The sequence below is a fragment of the Oceanicoccus sp. KOV_DT_Chl genome (assembly GCF_900120175.1).
Classification (GTDB): Bacteria; Pseudomonadota; Gammaproteobacteria; order Pseudomonadales; family Dasaniaceae; genus Oceanicoccus.
The window spans coordinates 1,400,025-1,417,999 of the sequence record NZ_FQLF01000002.1; the positions used below are offsets into that span (position 1 = coordinate 1,400,025).

Below are 17,975 nucleotides of genomic sequence, written 5' to 3' on the forward strand. Positions count from 1 at the left end.
GCCTTTAAAAAATACCCATTTGACGCGTTAAGCGTTTTTTCTTTTCCTTGGCTTTGAATTCTTCTTCCTGCACCTTCATAATTGCCACCTGCTCATCCAAGCGCGCTTGCGACATCGACATCGACTCGGCATCAGCAATCAATTCACGACTGCGGTCGAATAAGTTTTTACCGGTGTAGTAGCTAATGGCTTCAATATATTTATCTTCCAGCCTTACCAGTGCAGGAGCAATTTTGGGATGCTTGGGATCGACTTCCTTGGCGCTGAGAATTTCTCGATAAACCGCTTTTAATGCATTACGGGCAACATTGTTATCAGCAAACGTAACGGCTTTCAGATACTCTTTATCTGCGGTCGCAAATGCTGCATCTGCCTTAGCCAGAGCAGCCAAGGCATTATCAAGCTGTTGTTGCATCGCGGCCAACGCAGGGTGTTTCGGTGTTGTAGATTTAACTGTGGATAAATTCAATGCCGCCTTATTGTACTCACGTTTATCAATTGACTGCTTAGCAATAGCCAATTCGTAATCACTGGTTCTAATCAGTCCTGCTTGCGCAACTCTATTGTCCGGCTCTATCTGCAGAATGCGGGTATACATGCCCCGTAATTGATTATTATTGGTTTGTGACGGCGACTTCTCGGTCAGCTGTTCAGCTCGAGCTAACAAAGTGTTCTTTTCTTTTTGCAAACGCGCATATTCTTGTTTCGCTTTTTCCAAACCCGCTTTTAAAGAACGCGTTGTTGACCCCTGCGGGAAGAAACGCGACAGCGTGGCAATATAACCCTCGGCCTCATCTATTTTCAAACCTTTTAGCGCCTTATTAGTATTCGCAACAATCATATCAACTATTTTGTTGCGACCAGTACTCGCTTTATTATTAACCGGGTCTAATACTAGTACCTGGGAGAATTTCTCTAAGGCATTATTCCCCAATGGCTCACTTAATCTCCCGGCCTCTAAATCTTTTGCTGCACCAGCCAACAGCTGTTTTATTTCACGTTGACGCTGTATTTCCAAATCTCGCAAGCGGGCTTTCTCTTCCCTGGCCGCCAATACTGAACGACGCGCAGTGAACAACTGCTGACTACTAGGTACCAACTTTTGCGCAATATTCAAATATTTATCTGCTTCTTCAATCGCTTTTTTCGCTAACTGTTCGTTAGCTAAAGCCACATATTTTTCACCAACGTTCTGTAAACCTTCCAACGCATCTAAATTGGAAGGATCCAATTGTAAAACCTGACGAAATTTTTCAACGGCATTGTTTCCTACCGGTGTCTGCAATCGATCCGCTTTTAAGTCACTGTTTGCGGCTTTTAATAATGCGACTATTTGCTGACCACGGGTTTTTTCTGACTGTATACGTTGCCGCTCCAATTCTTCTGGTGTTAACTGTTTTTTATTGGATTCAGCCAATTGCTGCTGACGGGCACGCTCTTCGCTTTTATTAATACTGAGCTGGGTAGCTTGTAAGTCCGGGTGCTGACTATCAATTTGAATAGCCGCAGCCACCAAAGCCCTGGCTCGACTAAAGTTATTATTTGCCGCCTCTGCAATTGATTGTTTCAAAAAGCTGGCCGCGATAGTTGAAATACCACTTAATGCATCTGCGTTTTCAGGGTCCAAGGCCAACACTGACTGATAGCGATCATAAGCGTTATCACCAATAGGGCTGGATAAGCGATTATCTTTAATTGCTACAGCAGCCTCGGCCAGCAATTCTTTTACCCGACCTTCACGATCGGACTGTCGGACATTCTGCTGTTGAAATTGGAACAATTCAGCACGTAAATCTTGTTGCCGCTCCAGCAATGTTTGATCACTCGCATAAAAAGCAATCTGCGCTGACCGGTTTAACCAATCGGCGGCCACTGTCTCATCACTACTATCAATCCCTTTTTGCGCATTATCCAAATACAGCGTAATCAACGATTCCATACCACTAATAGCTTCTTCATTGCGAGGCGCCAATGCCAAAGCGGTGGTGTAATAATACTGTGCACTATCATCGGCCGGTTCATACAAACGCCCATCCGCAAGCGCATCACGTGCGTTTTCCAATAATTCCTGAGTGCGCTGATCCATAGCAGCCTGCTCTGCATCACTGACTCCTGATCCAGTACTGCCAAACATAAACCAACCACCGGCACCTGCAATGGCTAATACTGCAACCAAGGCGACAATTAATAGCGTCTTGTTACTTTGTGCTGGCGCTACCGCCCTGGCTTGACGGGTAGCTCTTGTTGCTTGTCGGGTTCTGCCGCCAGTAGTAGTGCGATTACCACCCTTGCTAGCACGAGTTTTTACCGTCGGCGTTGTACCGGAGCGACGCCGTGAGGAACTTTTATGCCGTTTTAACGCATCCGGAGAAATAATCGTAGTGGATGAACTACCGTCTTGAAGATCGTGCTCCAACTCATTTAGCGCATCGATAAATTCCTGGCCGGTTTGAAAACGTTCTTCGGGCGCTTTGGCCAAAGCCTTATCAATAATTTGCTGGAAATCGGCCACTTCATCCGGAAGTTCAGGAATAGGATCAGTAATATGTTTCAACCCGATCGAGATAGCTGAGTCAGCGGTATACGGGACATTACCCGTCAGCATTTCGAACAGGATAATACCCAAGCTGTATAAATCTGAGCGACCATCTAACGTTAACGCCTGAGCCTGTTCAGGGCTCATATAACTAGGGGTGCCGATAATGGTCCCCGTCAAAGTCATATTGGTTTCAGATTCTGTAGAGCGCGCAATACCAAAATCTGAAACCACTGCGCTGCCGTCTTCACGGAATAAAATATTTTCTGGTTTGATATCCCGGTGGACGAAATTTTTACTGGAAGCGTAGTGTAATGCCGAGGCAATTTGTTGAACAATCTCGAGGCAATCCGCCAACGGCATGCCTTTAGCCAAACGCTGCTTTAAATCGCCACCACGCAATAATTCCATCGCGATATAATGGCAATCACCGTGCTGGCCAACGTCAAACACAGGCACGATATTTTGATGGGACAACTGGGCAACGATACGGGCTTCACGTAAAAAGCGCACCCCGAAGCTGGGGTCAGAGAGTAACCGCTGGGAGAGAATTTTAACGGCAACTTTTCGCTGAAAATTTTCCTGAATCGCAAGATACACTTTCGCCATACCGCCTTCGCCCAGCGGTTCAAGTATTTTGTATCCCGGTATTTCAGGTTTGTCTGCCATAAATTATTTTCTGTAGCTATCCAGCCACACTCAAGAGATATTCGTTAGTCAAAACAACTACACCCTAACGCTAATCAGTTGCCAATCCCAGCCAAGTGAACAAACGGTTGATTTTATAGTTTGTACCGGTAAATAACAATTCGACCTAATAAGTAAAAACTTTACAACAGTAGCAATATTGCAGCCGCAATCACAATGACAGTTGCAGCCAGCCCTAACCACAATTTGGGCACTCCGCCTGCTACTGCGCTATCCAAACTATCGATAACGCGATCAGGAGGAGCTGGATTGGCGCCGCCAGAATCAAATATCAGCTCTACCTCTCCAAAAAACAAAGAGTCATCACTATAAAGTACGCATTCATCAATCAAACAATCATTAACAAAACTACCATTGGAGGACCCCAAATCACGCACTAACCATTGATCGTCGATTTTTTCAATTTCAGCGTGGTGTGCGGAGACCGATGAAGCCTTGATAATAATGTCATTAAAAGGAGAGCGTCCCACCGTCAACAAGTCTTTGTTTAACTTAAAAGAGCGGTCAACAATGGGATCAGTGACGCCTAATAATGCAATATTGACCGGGTTTTTAGCCGCCGCCTGCTTGATACGATCAACCGCATCCTGACCTATAGCTTCGGTATCATCCGTACTACCAGGGCTGGCGACCATGGTTTTGCTTGTATCGTTCGCTGGTGGCGCCACCAGGGTCTTATCATCGTTGTTATCCGGTACTGGCGGTGCGGCGGCGATTACAGTTTTATCACTATCCTCAGGCTGATTAATGGGCGGAGGTGCTGCAACAAGCGTTTTCTCATCATCAGCTGATGACGGTGCTGGTGCGGATTTTTCAGCGGCTACCTTGGCCTGTCGCTCCTGCTCAGCCTGCTCTTTCTCGGCTTGAGCTTTGGCGGCTTTTTCCTGCTCTGCTTTTTCAGCGGCTACCTTGGCCTGTCGCTCTTGCTCAGCCTGCTCTTTCTCGGCTTGGGCTTTGGCGGCTTTTTCCTGTTCTGCTTTTTCAGCCGCAGCCTTGACCTGGCGCTCTTGCTCAACCCGTTCTTTCTCTGCCTGGGCTTTGGCAGCCTTCTCCTGTTCTGCTTTTTCAGCGGCTACCTTGGCCTGTCGCTCTTGCTCAGCCTGCTCTTTCTCGGCTTGGGCTTTGGCGGCTTTTTCCTGCTCTGCTTTTTCAGCGGCTACCTTGACCTGGCGCTCTTGCTCAACCCGCTCTTTCTCAGCCTGGGCTTTGGCAGCCTTCTCCTGTTCTGCTTTTTCAGCGGCTACCCTGGCCTGACGCTCCTGCTCAGCCTGCTCTTTCTCAGCCTGGGCTTTGCAGCCTTCTCCTGTTCTGCTTTTTCAGCGGCTACCTTGGCCTGTCGCTCTTGCTCAGCCTGCTCTTTCTCGGCTTGGGCTTTGGCGGCTTTTTCCTGCTCTGCTTTTTCAGCGGCTACCTTGGCCTGTCGCTCTTGCTCAGCCTGCTCTTTCTCGGCTTGAGCTTTGGCGGCTTTTTCCTGCTCTGCTTTTTCAGCGGCTACCTTGGCCTGACGCTCTTGCTCAGCCTGCTCGCGCTCGGCCGCCTGTTGAGCCACACGCTGCCGATCTTCCGCTTGTTGTTTTTCCCTTATCTGTCGGTCTTTCTCTAGCTGAACCTCTTCAGCTGTAGCCATAATGGTGGCTTTTTCATCTTCCACCGATGGCGGCTTTGACTCAACCACTAAAAACTCGACAATATCAAATCGAATGATATCGCCATCCACCAATAAAGACGTTTTAATGGGTTTTCCGTTTACAAAGGTGCCATTTGAAGAATCGTTATCTTCAATGGTTAGCACCCCGAAATACTTTTGACTACCGCGTGATGACGCGACACAAAACCTTCATTGATAATCAGGTTGTTATCTTGCTCGCGGCCAATTTTAAAATTGAACGACACGGGATAAACCTTATTTTTATGATTGCCCGCCAAACCTCTTAATGAAAAAGTTTGGGTCAAACCTCTAATTTTGGTTTTATCTTCAGCCATACTCTTTTAATAACCTACACTGCGCAATTTATAAAACTCCGCTAGTTAATAACCAACCTGCACCAATCAACACCACGGCTGCCACCAACCAGGGCCACAACACCCCACCTGAAACTGTCGGCGATTCATTCTCACTTTTATTAATCGACGCCATTTGCAAAGTTTCCTGCCGTGCCAGCTCCTTCATATGTATCGCTAGCACAGTGATATTATCTTTACCCTCCGTCGCTAACGCCGCAGTCACCAGCTGATCAACAGCCGCCTGCTGATCAGTTGCAGCTTGTAAAATAGAGGCAATGTCTGTGTCACTAACATAATCTGATAACCCATCGGAACACAGTAGAATGATATCGTTTTCGTTAAACCTGCCACGCACCGTCTCTACTTCAACAGATTCCAGCCCCTCCTGCCCCAAGGCCTGAATCACCAAATTACGGCGCGGATGATTCGCTGCCTGCTCCTCAGTAATCACATGCTCATCAAGCAAGCGTTGTACCAATGACTGGTCATGGGTCAATTGCGACAATTCACCTGCGCTCCACAAGTAAGCGCGACTGTCTCCCACCCAGGACACCTGATAATCAGAGCCATGCACAAGCAGGGCAACCACAGTCGATGCCATTCCGGGCTGACCAACGCCCTCCGCCGGTGACGCTTTAACCGCTTGATGGGACATTTGAATAGCGTCTTCCAAACCTTGACCGGCCTGTACTTCAGACTTAATAACATTGCAGACAATCTGGCTGGCAACTTCGCCGGCATCCTGCCCACCCACGCCATCTGCCATAATCCAAAGCGATAGTTCAGGGCTGGCTAAATAACAGTCTTCGTTATTACTGCGTTTATTGCCAACATCCGTTTTTGCGGCGTAAGAAAGCATGCATACAACTCTTATTGGAATGTTAAATTATGGCTTGATTATAGATGGCGACCTGCAGAATTCATAATTTTGCCTCTTTGCCACCAAACCTGATAACTATTGATAAGCATTTCAATAGGGCATCAATAAAAAAGCCAGCCCTTTATGGGGCTGGCTTTAAACAGCTAAGAGTAAAACTTAAAAGTCGTAACGCACAGTTGCCATTACCGACTGACTTGAGTAATCGTCTTTACCAATGTAGTCAAACCCGCCTGAGAAGCTAAAGTTACCTTGACTGAAAGTACGCACACGCAATGATGCTTTATACATTTCCTGCTCAGTGCTAGCACCATTAGTGATAAAACCACCGCCACTGACGCCGATAAAGTTAGAATCCACTTCAACTTCATCACCGATAAAGTCATACATATAATCCAGACTGAATTCTGGAATCCAGGTTACTTCACTCTCAGTGGTGATTGGATAGGCGAAAGTAACACCAACGCCCGCAATTAATACTTCCATTGCATCCGTATCAACTTCCAGACCCAAGTTATCTGCATTCTTTTCAGTGTAACTATCTTCATCCAGATAGGTGTAATTCAACTCTACTTTAGGCGTAATAAACCAATTGCCTTCAGTCGCCATCGGGTAACCGCCGCGGACACGAGCTGTATATTGGTCGCCATCGTGATCGCCGGTAGCAATAACGACCTCTCCCGGCGTTAAATTACTATCGATTAAACGATCACTTTCATATTGGTTAGCCGCATAACCAACTTGAGCATCAATATAGTAATCTTCCGCATTGTAGCTACCGTAAACGGCTAGACGAAAGCTTTCGATAGACATTTCATTAGCTTCTTCTTTACCTTCCACATCAGTGTCGGCATAACTGAACGCCGCACCTATATTAGAAGTTTCACTCAACGGTGCATCAAGACCTAACGCAAAACCAAACGTGTCAGCATCAAAACCATCAACTTCATCACGCACGTCCTGGTCCGTTTCGTTATCGTAAGCCTGTACCCAAAAACCGTTAACCGCAAATGGGTCACCCGCTACAGCACCGCTAAATCCATAAGACCCACGCAGAGCTGATTGACGGTTGGCAACCGTACCAGCCGCGGCTGTATCCGCAGCCATTGCACCGACCGAAGTACCTTCAATAGTTTCAGGGTCAAGGGTTTTTAGTGCGCGTGAGTATTGATCATCAGTCAAGCCGGCACCTTGAAGCTCACTAAGCGCGTTACCCAGCTTGGTACCGCCGATATCACTTAAAGGCACGTTATTCAAAGCATCGGCAATATTACCTATGTTTTTTCCACCTTCGGTTCCTGGCAGAGGAGGTAACCGGGAACCAAAATCGCTGGCGCCGGCAATAGCAAATAATTCCTGACCACGCTGCTCTACAGTAAAGCCCACTACCGGTGAGCCAGTCGTAATGTTGATACCGCTAGCTATAGAAGTATTTGACGTTAATGTACCGCTCGCACTGACAAATGAAAACTCATCACCTTGCGCAGTCACACTACCCGGAGTTAAACCGACTCGAACTGTAGCACCATTCAAGTTGGCATCACCCTGCACATCCAGCTGACCATTAGCGGTAAAACCCATGCCGGACTCGGCAGTAGCAATAACGGTTAACTGTCCACCAAACGTTAAATTTCCCTCAACCGTGGTAGTGGTTATACCCTGCCCGTTGGAACCAATGACCAAAGCACTCGCGCCAATAATAGAGCCCGAGGTACCACCATCCGACGCGAACTCACCACCGTTCATTCGGACAATACCGTTAATGCTACCGGCGTTGTATAGAGTGTCATTGGCATTTAACGATTCAATCGCCGTACCTGCAGCATCAAGGTTGGTAATCGTGCCGCTGCTTTCGTTGCGGAAATTAACACCTGAAGCCGTTTCCAATACCACGGTGCCGATACGGTCGGCCACCGGTACCAGTATTTGACCATCCATCTGATTTGTCGTGTCGCTAATCAAAGTACCGGTATTAATTACTGAACCAGTGATTGTCGGCAAGGCATCAGCTATATCATTGTCATCACCTATATAAATAGCTGCTGCATCGCCATCCGGTACGCTACTCACATTAATAGTGCCCGCGTTGCGTACATCACCACCGATGAGGACATTATCATTCAGCGCAATACCGTCGAACTCGGAAATTATGGTGCCATTGTTTATTACACTACCACTAACTACTGTCTGAAGCGTGCCGTCGGTAAAACCATCCACTTCACCAGCAGTACTATTAATAACCCTGCTGGTAATCCGAATACCAGCTGTACCGTACAGGGCATCAATATCACCATTATTTTGAACATTGCCGCCTACGGAAGCTCCTCCCATTACTACCAAGCCACCCAGCCCCTCGGCTTCTATACGCCCAGCTTGGATAGTGCCAGTATTGACCAGGTTACCATCCAGCGTTCCTGTAAAAACGTCTGAACCTTCGACGAAACCCACTATGCTCATACCATTAGTCGCGGCAATTGAACCCGCATTGGTGACGCTACCGTTAACAGTGCCTAATACCACTACCCCGGCCTGCTCAACGCCAGCCTCATAAGTAGGGTCATCTTCACTTGGAGCTGTACCTGTACCCGTAAAACTACCGCTAGGTGTAATTCGTACATCACCCGTTACGGTGGTATTACCATCGATAGATACCCCGATACCGCCCACATAGCCGATTGAAGAAAGAGAACCTGCAATAGTAATATCGCCTATAGTGTTAGGGCCGCCAAATTCAGGATCAACATAAAAAGCATCCCAGCCAGCCAAGATATCGCCACCCACCTGTACAGTAAAAGAAGTAAGGTTTATATCGCCACCTTCCAGGAGAATGCCGTCATCATATATACCAATACCATCATTAAAGGCATCAACAGAACCATTGCCTGTGACAGTTATCGACGTACTGAGATTATCAAAAGACTGAGTTCCGAAAAAAGAACTATCGATCAACTCATCACCTTGGCCCTGCGCTGTAGCGGCTACGAGTGAGGCTATCAAAGCCGGCAATAATTTACGGGTGTATAGAGGAGGGGGTTGAACATTGTATCTATTCCTTGTTTTAAAAGCGTTAAATTGAGATAAGCGAAAACCATGCGCAAACATCCTAACGCACGGCAATAGACCAAAATTTTGGTAATAGTTTTTTAATATAGACCAGCATACCTATGCTATCTAGCCAACAAGGGAAATTAATCATTTTTTCATTATTGGCTATTTAACAGACGTAAGATCAAGCCATTGACCAAATTCCTATAAAGTCAACGGCGACACATTATCCACACTTACCCCCACCAAACTGTGACAGTGATCACAAATCACCACCCGCCCTCATCATTCAATTCAGTGATTGCCTCACACCAATTCCCTCGTTAACATCACTCCCTCAAGCTGAAAAGGAATGACCATGCCCACTCATCCACCCTTACCGACATGATTGGCAATACGCCAATGGTCTACTTGCGTGAAGTCTCTGAACTGACCGGGTGTGAGATTTACGGCAAAGCAGAATTTCTAAATCCTGGCGGCTCCGTCAAAGACCGCACCGCCCTAGGCATCATCCGCGCTGCCGAAGCCAAGGGCGAACTGCAACCGGGCGGTACAATAGTAGAAGGAACAGCAGGCAACACTGGCATCGGCCTGACCTTGATCGCCAACGCACTGGGCTATAAATCCGTGGTCGTGATGCCACAAACACAGAGCAAAGAAAAAATTGAACTGCTGGATCTATACGGCGCAGAACTGCATTTAGTCAAAGCAACCAGCTACGATGACCCCGCCCACTATATTCACCAGGCTGAAAGACTCAGCAAAAAACTGGCAACGAAAAGCGAGCACGGAGCGATTTGGGCGCGACAATTCGACAACCTTGCCAATATGGAGATTCATAATCGCACGACTGGCGAAGAGATATGGCAGCAAACAGACGGCCAAATTGATGGCTTTATCTGCTCAGTAGGTACCGGCGGTACCCTCGCTGGTGTCAGTACGGCGCTAAAAACACATAACCCCGCCGTGAAAATCGGCATCGCCGACCCGATGGGCTCCTCGTTATATCATTATTACAAAAATGGCGAACTTAAAGCTGAGGGACGCTCCATTGCTGAAGGCATAGGTATCGGTATCATTACCGATAACATCCGCGAAGCTATCATCGATATGGCTTTCCAGATCGGTGACGAAGAAGCTTTACCGATTATTTATCGATTACTGAAAAATGAAGGACTGTGCCTGGGCGGCTCGTCCGCTATCAATATTGCCGGCGCGGTGCAAATGGCTAAAGAAATGGGCCCCGGCCACACGATTGTGACGGTACTTTGTGACTACGGCCACCGCTATCAGAGCAAGCTATTCAACCCCGCCTTTTTACAACGAATGAAACTCCCTGTGCCTGACTGGCTGACATAAATTTACTCCCCCCGCAACAAAATGAGACAGCTATCGCATAATAGTTTAATAAAAGAGACTAGCCTCAAAGCTGTACCTAGCACAGTGATTTAACCATAGTCATTTGCATTATTTCAGCTACACTTCAAGAAAGTGCTGAGGCAACTGCCTCAACCAAAAAAACAGTCGCAAATAAAACTGCTTTTTTGTGCATTACCATTTAATGACACGGCGGTCCTAGCAGTTGCAGCTAGGACCAATTAGTACGTTAATCAATAAAGAAAAAACCAATAATATTAACCGGAGATCACACTATGAGACTGTCCCGTCTTATGCAGAGCGGTAAGCGCTCACCTTCCTTTTCACGTATTACGTTGGCTGCTGCAGTTGCCGCGGTTAGTTATCAAACCCCGGTGCTAGCTCAGGATGAAATCAATTTAGTGCTGGAAGAGATTATCGTCACGGCAACCAAGAAAGACGAGATGCTTTCGGATGTGGCAGAAACGGTTAACGTTATGACCGGCGACAAACTGCAAGACTACAGTGTGTTTAACTTTAAAGACTTGGAAAGTCTGACTCCCGGCCTGTCTTTAAAGAATTTTGATGCGCGCAACTCGGGTATCAGCTTGCGTGGTACGCCCTATGATCCAGACTCGGCAGCGTCCGCTACTGTTGTGACATACTGGAATGGTGTCTCAGTACGATCAAATATTGCCTTTAACCAGATGTTTGATATTGCCAGGATTGAAGTAATTCGCGGACCACAGGGTACCCTGCAAGGAGCCACCTCACCGTCAGGCTCCATCCAGATTCACACCAAGCGCGGTAATACAGATATTTATGAGTTTGATGCTCGCACTACTGCCAACGATAACGATAGCTATATCGTAGAACTTGGTGGCAGCGTGCCACTAATCGAAGGGATTTTGGGCATGCGTATCAGTGGAGTTACCACTGAAAGCGGTTTATATGGCCTTGAATCTGCCACCAATGGGCGCGAGGCAACCACAGACACCAAAGCAGGCCGTATCAATTTAAATTGGCTACCGAACTACGATATTGACATCTCCTTGAATTACGAATATCTGGAACGCCACACCGATGGTATGGAAGCCGTTGAAGGATTCGATACCATCAATAGTGGTGACGCACCGCTAGGAAGCTTTGATCGTGTGAGCCTGCAAGAGGGTGCAACTGACGTTCATCAACGCCACGAATTAGTGGTACTGGATGCCAACTGGACCGTAGCTGATCATGTACTGACCTCTGTCAGTGGTTATCAGGACGTGCTCAATTACGCCAACCGCGATATTGATATCGGCAACACTATTCCCAACTTTTTGCAGGACCAGTTGGTTGATTCCAACTTTGAAATTTTGACTCAGGAATTCCGCCTGACTAACGATGACCCGGATTTCTGGGAATATGTTGTCGGCCTTTACTATAACCGCTCTCGTTCATTTACCGTCAATGAGAACCAAACTGTTGTTTTTGCCACACCCACTGGTCCTAATGGCGCCTATGTACCAGGCCTCATTGCCAATTCGTTCTCTGATATTCCGGTCAACAGCGAAGATTATGCCTTCTTTATGAATAACAAGTTTTATCTATCCGATGAAACCCGGCTGGAAGTTGGAGCCCGCTGGCAGAAGACCCGCGGCTTCCGTGAATTGGTTACCGCTATTCCAGCCTTTAACCTCATTCGTGAAGGCATCCCTGATGATCAAAAAAGCGCTAAATCAATAGCATGGACGGGATCGGTGAAACTGTCTCACGATATTAACGAGGAAGTCACTGCCTACACCTCCATCAGCCGCGGTTTCCGGCCCGGTGGTGCCACCATCTCGCCAACCGACGGTATTGATTCTGATTCACTTATCTACGATGAAGAAACCAGCAACCAGATTGAAGTCGGCTTCAAATCCACACTGGAAAATGGCCGCTACCAAATCAATGGCGCTATTTACTATCAGGAGTTTGATGGTTTTCAAGCCCGGGCTAACAACCTGAATCTGGATATTGATAATGACGGCATCCTTGACACTTCAATTCTTGGCGGCCTCAACTATAACGCTGACGCCATTCTAAGCGGTGTCGAACTTGAAGCCACTGGCCTGATCACGGCAAACTGGTTAGTCTTTGCCGGCATCAGTTATAACGATGCTAAATTCGATGATGCGCAGGCTCCTTGTGGTAATGTCGGGGATGCAACAACTGAAGGGCAACTAAGACTTTGCTCAGGCAGTGGCCGCTTGGGTGCTGAACCCAATTGGTCGATCAGCGCTAATTCTGAATACAGCTTCCCCGGTATCGTCGGCGATGCCGAAGGCTATATTCGCACGCTTTACAAATTTACCGATACTCGCGTTGATGACAACGCTTCCGTTAACCCAAACCTCTATGAGAAGTTCAGTATCGGTGCCTACAGCACTTGGGATTTGTATGTGGGCTTGCGTCAAGAGTCATCCGATAATCACTGGGATGTCAATTTCTGGGTGCGCAACTTGCTAGATAAAGAGGCCAAAGAAGATCTTGGTCAGGAAGAAGCTATTGCTACTTCAGCAAGCGGCACACTTGAATCCGGCTACAGCACCGTCGTCGCCATCCCTGAACGTACCATTGGTATCACGGCTTCTTACGGATTCTAAATAACCGTTAAAGCACTTAAACAAAAGGCCAGCTAAATAGCTGGCCTTTTTAATATTTGCTCTGTCTCGTCCTTAATGTGTTTACACATTAAGGACTTATTTATGAATACCTCTACACTCTCCACCCGAAAGCGTACTCAACGTGATTACAATCTTGGCTTTAAATTAGCCGTTATTGACCAGATTGAAAAAGGCGAAATGACCTATAAACAGGCTCAAGATGCTTACGGTATTCAAGGTCGAAGTACGGTACTGGTTTGGCTTCGCAAACATGGTAAATTAGATTGGTCATGTCCTAGCGAGCTACCCATGAGTCAATCCAAAGAAACCCCTGCCCAACACATTAAACGCCTAGAACGAGAGTTGAAGGACGAGCGACAGCGCATCCTTATTCTCGAAGGTATGGTCGATATCATGGAGAAGGAAACTGGGGGTAAGCTTAAAAAAAAGCCTTTATCCAAAGAGCTAGAAAACTTCAGGCCGAAGGCGAAGTAAGCCTGAGCAAAGCCTGTAAGCTCTTTGGAATAACACCGCAATCCGTCTATCAGAGCGAGAAACGACAGCAACAGCGGCGATCAGCATTAGCGCCCGTAAAGTCGCTAGTGCAACGTATAAGGCGCCTGATGCCTCGAATTGGTACACGTAAATTATATGAGCTGATCAAACCGGAATTGGAATCGCTGGGCATCAAGCTGGGGCGCGATGCGTTGTTTGATTATCTAAGAGCACACCGGATGTTAGTTAAGCCTAAACGCAGCTATACGAAGACAACATACAGCCAGCACTGGATGAAAAAGCACCCTAACTTGTTTAGCGATATGTCAGTAGAAAGGCCAGAGCAGGCATTTGTGAGTGATATCACTTACGTGGAAAGTGACGAAGGCGTGCACTATCTATCGCTGGTTACCGACGCCAGCTCACGCAAAATCATGGGGCATGAGCTCAGTCATGCAATGAAGGCCAGTGATACGGTCAAAGCCCTTCAAAGAGCTGTTGCTAATAGGGCAACGACCAGGCCATTGATTCACCACTCAGATCGGGGATCACAATATTGCTCTGCGCTGTATCAAGAAGAATTGAGCAAGCATGGCATCAAGCCGTCCATGACAGACGGATATGATTGCTACCAGAATGCATTGGCTGAACGAGTTAATGGTATTTTAAAGCAAGAGTTTTTACTTTATCGGTGCAAAACATTTGAAGATTTAAGAGTGTTAGTGGCAGAATCCATCGACACTTATAATCGGTTCAGGCCACACTTAAGCCTTGGTATGAAAACACCAGAAGAAGTGCATAAAAAAGCGGCTGCGTAAATCAGCCGCTTCAATCAAAAACCGTCAATGTATTTTAGGACGAGACACTCCTGTAAAAAACCCCTCAAGCCACGATCAATTGCGACTCTACCTCGGCAGAATATTTAACCCGCTCTCTTTGCACCCGCATAATTGACCGCTCCAGAATACGCTGCTCCTGAACCGGTAAATCCAAAAACTCGGCACCAATCACTAACTTATGATCATCCGCTGGATCAACCTCAACACTGCGCACGGTAACGCCACAGTCCACATTAATACCTGCAAAATCAAATACCAAATGATCAAAACGGTCATTGTAGTGAAATGCTAAATCGTTGGCGGCACTCGCCGTTTCAATTTCTAGCGAAATACCGGTGCTGGAAACATTCCTGAGTCTGCCACAATAGGGCTGCTGATCAGGACCAATAAAATGCGAATCAATGGCCACATTCCTAATCGGCAAACGATAAGCACTACGACGCTGATCAGTTTCTATATCTTTAGGCATTGCTAACACATAGAGTGGTGCATCATTATGCAAATAGCTCTCGGTAATTACCGAATCAAATTTTATTTTTCTACCTTGTTGCAAGCGAATACTGAGCTTTACTTTTTGCCCAGCCAAACCGGTAAAGCCAACGGGGAATAGCTCATCAATCAATACCGTCCGCTCTTCAGGATCCAGCTCTAGAATCATACTTTGGTAAACCACCTCATTACCCGCCACCATGACTTCGATAAAGCTGCGATCACGCTGGGCGCGATGCAGCTGCAGGTAAGTTTGGTTTAACGCCAGATCGACTTTACCTGGCGAAGCGTTATTACCTACGCCTCTACCATAGTCTCTTAAACGATTTAACAGCGCTGTAATCATACGGTCGACCCCATAGCAACATCATTAGGAATATCGGCTTATTGGACAATACCTTTAACCGGGTTCCTGCACAAGCCTATGCAGAAACAGCAATGCTGAATAGCAATTTTACGCAAAGGCATAGACCAAGGTATTATATAAACACCTCAGAGTATAATTGTCTTACTCAAACTGCCACGCCAGTGCCGTTGAGTGTAGATATTAAGCAGCAATTCATTGCAACTTAGCTAGACTTATTATTTATTAGATACGACCATTGGCAGAGTGCTTTTTGTTATTACGCGTCTTTCTGACATTCTTGACCACTCTCAGCCTGATGCTCTCATTGCATGCCGGGGCTCAGATCTCCATCAATAAAAATACAGCGGTTCTGCTTCATACTGATCAATCGAGAGGCTTGGGTTTATCAATCTATTATCTTGAAGACAAAGAGCAACTGCTTGACCCCTTATCTATTCTCGACAATACAGATCAACTGCCCTGGCAACAATCGTCCGATCCTTCAGTCACTATTGGCAACATCAACTCCAGCTATTGGCTTACTACAACGATTCAAACACCTCCGGTTAATCGTGACTGGCTGATTACTATTGAACATTCCATGATAAATCGCGTTGACGCATGGATAGTGCACAATAAAAGCATTATCGCCCACCACCGCCTGGGAGCTGAACTGCTGTTCTCGGATCGACCCTTTGCGCACCCCAATTTTAGTATTCCTATAAGCTTGCAAGGCAATAGTGAATACCGCTTATTATTTCGCGCCACAATGAATGGGGTGCTGGATTTTCCTGTCACTGTTCGCACCACCGAAAAGGCGGCTGAAGAATTATCGCGGGCTAACTTGAGACTGGGAATTTATTACGGTATTGCGTTAGTCATGCTACTTTATAATTTTGTTATCTTTATCTACAGCAGGGAGATTTCATATTTATTTTATGTGCTTTTTATATCTTCATTAGCTATTTTTATGGCCATCATAGAAGGCAGTGCTTTCCAGTATTTATGGCCCAACTGGCCTCAATTTAATAGTATTGCGTCACCCTTATTTGCAGGTCTAACTCAACTCACCGCCACGCTGTTCACTCAGGCGTTTTTAAATGTACGACAACAAAGCACCAGGCTCTTCAACGTATTGGCCGGTCTCGCGATATTAAATTCACTCGCCATAATCGCTGCAATAATATTTAGCAGTGATACGGCCTTTACCATTGTTGCAACTTCATCAGTCTTGTCATTCCCGATACTGCTTTTTGCAGGTGCCTATATGTGGCACAAAGGTCAGATTTACGCTAGATACTTTACCCTTTCATGGGCGCTGCTTTGTTTTTTCTGCGTTTGGATTACCTTTGTCGCCTTAGGCATCGTCACTTGGTCAGTTAATAATATTTGGGAAATGTTCCGTATTGCCAGCACAATTGAAATGGTATTACTGGCTTTAGCTTTAGCCGCACGCATTGACTTTCTGGCCCGCGAAAAAGAACAAGCTCGTGCCGAAAGTCAGGCAAAAACTCAATTTATCGCCCAAGTCAGCCATGAATTACGCACCCCAATGAATGGAGTGCTAGGTATGTCTGCGCTACTGCGTGAATACTTAACAGACAAACAAGCCATTCACTACAACAACATTATCTATCAATCCGGTCTGGCATTACTCGGCACCATTAACGATGTGTTAGATGCGGCTAAAATAGAAGCTGACAAATTGGAAACAGAGAAACTACCTTTTAGTCTGCGCAGTCTTTGCGAACAATCACTATACATTATAGAGCCACAAGCACTGCTAAAATCATTAACCATAAATTCGACAATTGACGACGCGACACCACAAACCGTTTCCGGCGACCCGAATCGAATTCGACAGATTTTATTGAACTTTTTGAGTAACGCTGAGAAATTTACTACCGATGGCTCTATAACGCTAAGCGTAGAACCAAGTAGTGGTGACAACATTAAAATCTCAGTCACTGATACCGGGCAAGGCATTTCCAAAAAAGATTTAGCGTCTCTATTTGAGCCCTATAAGCAATATCAAAAAAGTAATAACAATCACTCAGGCACCGGACTCGGCCTTTATATCTGCAAAAAACTGTGTGAAATAATGGGTGGAACCATTGGTGCCAGTAGTAATTTGAGCGAAGGTTCTTGCTTCTGGATTGAATTACCATTACCCGCCTCAAGCCATACACCAGTGCCTTTAGCCGGGCAGATTCAGCAGTCATTAGTACCTAACCAATCGACTGACAACTTAAACATCCTCATTGCTGAAGACAACGTCGCTAATCAAATGGTAATCGAAAAAATATTACAGAAAATGGGACACACTACCACCATTGTCGAAAACGGCAGCGAAGCTCTCTCAGCAATAAGCAAACCTCAACACCACTATGAATTAATTCTTATGGATTGTGAAATGCCGGTTATGGATGGTTACGAAGCCACAAAAAATATTCGGCAATATGAACACCAGCAAAACAAAAAAGCGATGCCCATCATTGCATTAACTGCTCATGCGATGCAGGAATACCGGGAGCGTTGTATAAGCTCAGGAATGAACGAAGTATTAACCAAACCAGTGAACACACTAAGCTTGCAGCAAACACTAAAACGCTATGCAAAAATTATTAAACAATAACCACTAATCAAAACT

11 protein-coding genes are annotated in these 17,975 nt (G+C 46.2%); 4 read left to right on the forward strand and 7 right to left on the reverse strand.

Annotated features, from left to right (window positions below):
- Nucleotides 1-4: 4 nt before the first annotated feature.
- The 6 genes from UNITIG_RS10320 to UNITIG_RS10350 form a co-directional block, all read right to left on the reverse strand.
- Entirely contained in the window at nucleotides 5-3,205 is a 3,201-nt protein-coding gene (locus UNITIG_RS10320; RefSeq protein WP_101758302.1) for a serine/threonine-protein kinase, read from the reverse strand.
- Nucleotides 3,206-3,366: 161 nt separating this feature from the next.
- Nucleotides 3,367-3,879, reverse strand: coding sequence for an FHA domain-containing protein (locus UNITIG_RS10325; RefSeq protein ID WP_101758303.1), 513 nt, complete (start codon nucleotides 3,877-3,879; stop codon nucleotides 3,367-3,369).
- A gap of 605 nt (nucleotides 3,880-4,484) precedes the next feature.
- Complete coding sequence (locus UNITIG_RS10335; RefSeq protein WP_101758305.1) at nucleotides 4,485-5,036, reverse strand: FHA domain-containing protein; 552 nt, start codon at nucleotides 5,034-5,036, stop codon at nucleotides 4,485-4,487.
- Entirely contained in the window at nucleotides 5,030-5,227 is a 198-nt protein-coding gene (locus UNITIG_RS25070) for an FHA domain-containing protein (protein ID WP_101758306.1), read from the reverse strand. The genes UNITIG_RS10335 and UNITIG_RS25070 overlap by 7 nt, the downstream gene beginning before the upstream one ends.
- Before the next feature lie 28 nt (nucleotides 5,228-5,255).
- The gene (locus UNITIG_RS10345; protein WP_101758307.1) at nucleotides 5,256-6,107 is read right to left on the reverse strand and encodes a PP2C family serine/threonine-protein phosphatase; all 852 of its coding nucleotides are present in this window, start codon (nucleotides 6,105-6,107) and stop codon (nucleotides 5,256-5,258) included.
- Between the two features lie 177 nt (nucleotides 6,108-6,284).
- Entirely contained in the window at nucleotides 6,285-9,074 is a 2,790-nt protein-coding gene (locus tag UNITIG_RS10350) for an autotransporter domain-containing protein (RefSeq protein WP_159931138.1), read from the reverse strand.
- A gap of 438 nt (nucleotides 9,075-9,512) precedes the next feature.
- On the opposite strand from UNITIG_RS10350, the gene UNITIG_RS10355 reads away from it, so the two are divergent.
- The 3 genes from UNITIG_RS10355 to UNITIG_RS10365 all read left to right on the forward strand — a co-directional run bounded on the left by UNITIG_RS10355 (nucleotide 9,513) and on the right by UNITIG_RS10365 (nucleotide 14,469).
- Entirely contained in the window at nucleotides 9,513-10,529 is a 1,017-nt protein-coding gene (locus tag UNITIG_RS10355; RefSeq protein WP_369809193.1) for a cysteine synthase A, read from the forward strand.
- Between the two features lie 293 nt (nucleotides 10,530-10,822).
- The gene (locus tag UNITIG_RS10360; protein ID WP_101758310.1) at nucleotides 10,823-13,156 is read left to right on the forward strand and encodes a TonB-dependent receptor; all 2,334 of its coding nucleotides are present in this window, start codon (nucleotides 10,823-10,825) and stop codon (nucleotides 13,154-13,156) included.
- Between the two features lie 102 nt (nucleotides 13,157-13,258).
- A protein-coding gene (locus UNITIG_RS10365; protein ID WP_101758311.1) for an IS3 family transposase occupies nucleotides 13,259-14,469 on the forward strand; the annotation gives its coding sequence in 2 pieces (ribosomal slippage) (nucleotides 13,259-13,625 and nucleotides 13,625-14,469; 1,212 coding nt in all).
- A 64-nt stretch (nucleotides 14,470-14,533) separates the two neighbouring features.
- Here the strand turns inward: UNITIG_RS10365 and UNITIG_RS10370 are convergent.
- On the reverse strand, nucleotides 14,534-15,325 hold the full coding sequence (locus UNITIG_RS10370) for a flagellar brake protein (RefSeq protein WP_101758312.1): 792 nt from the start codon (nucleotides 15,323-15,325) through the stop codon (nucleotides 14,534-14,536).
- 271 nt (nucleotides 15,326-15,596) lie between these two features.
- Between UNITIG_RS10370 and UNITIG_RS10375 the strand changes: the two genes are divergently transcribed.
- Complete coding sequence (locus UNITIG_RS10375; protein WP_145999152.1) at nucleotides 15,597-17,960, forward strand: hybrid sensor histidine kinase/response regulator; 2,364 nt, start codon at nucleotides 15,597-15,599, stop codon at nucleotides 17,958-17,960.
- Nucleotides 17,961-17,975: the final 15 nt, after the last annotated feature.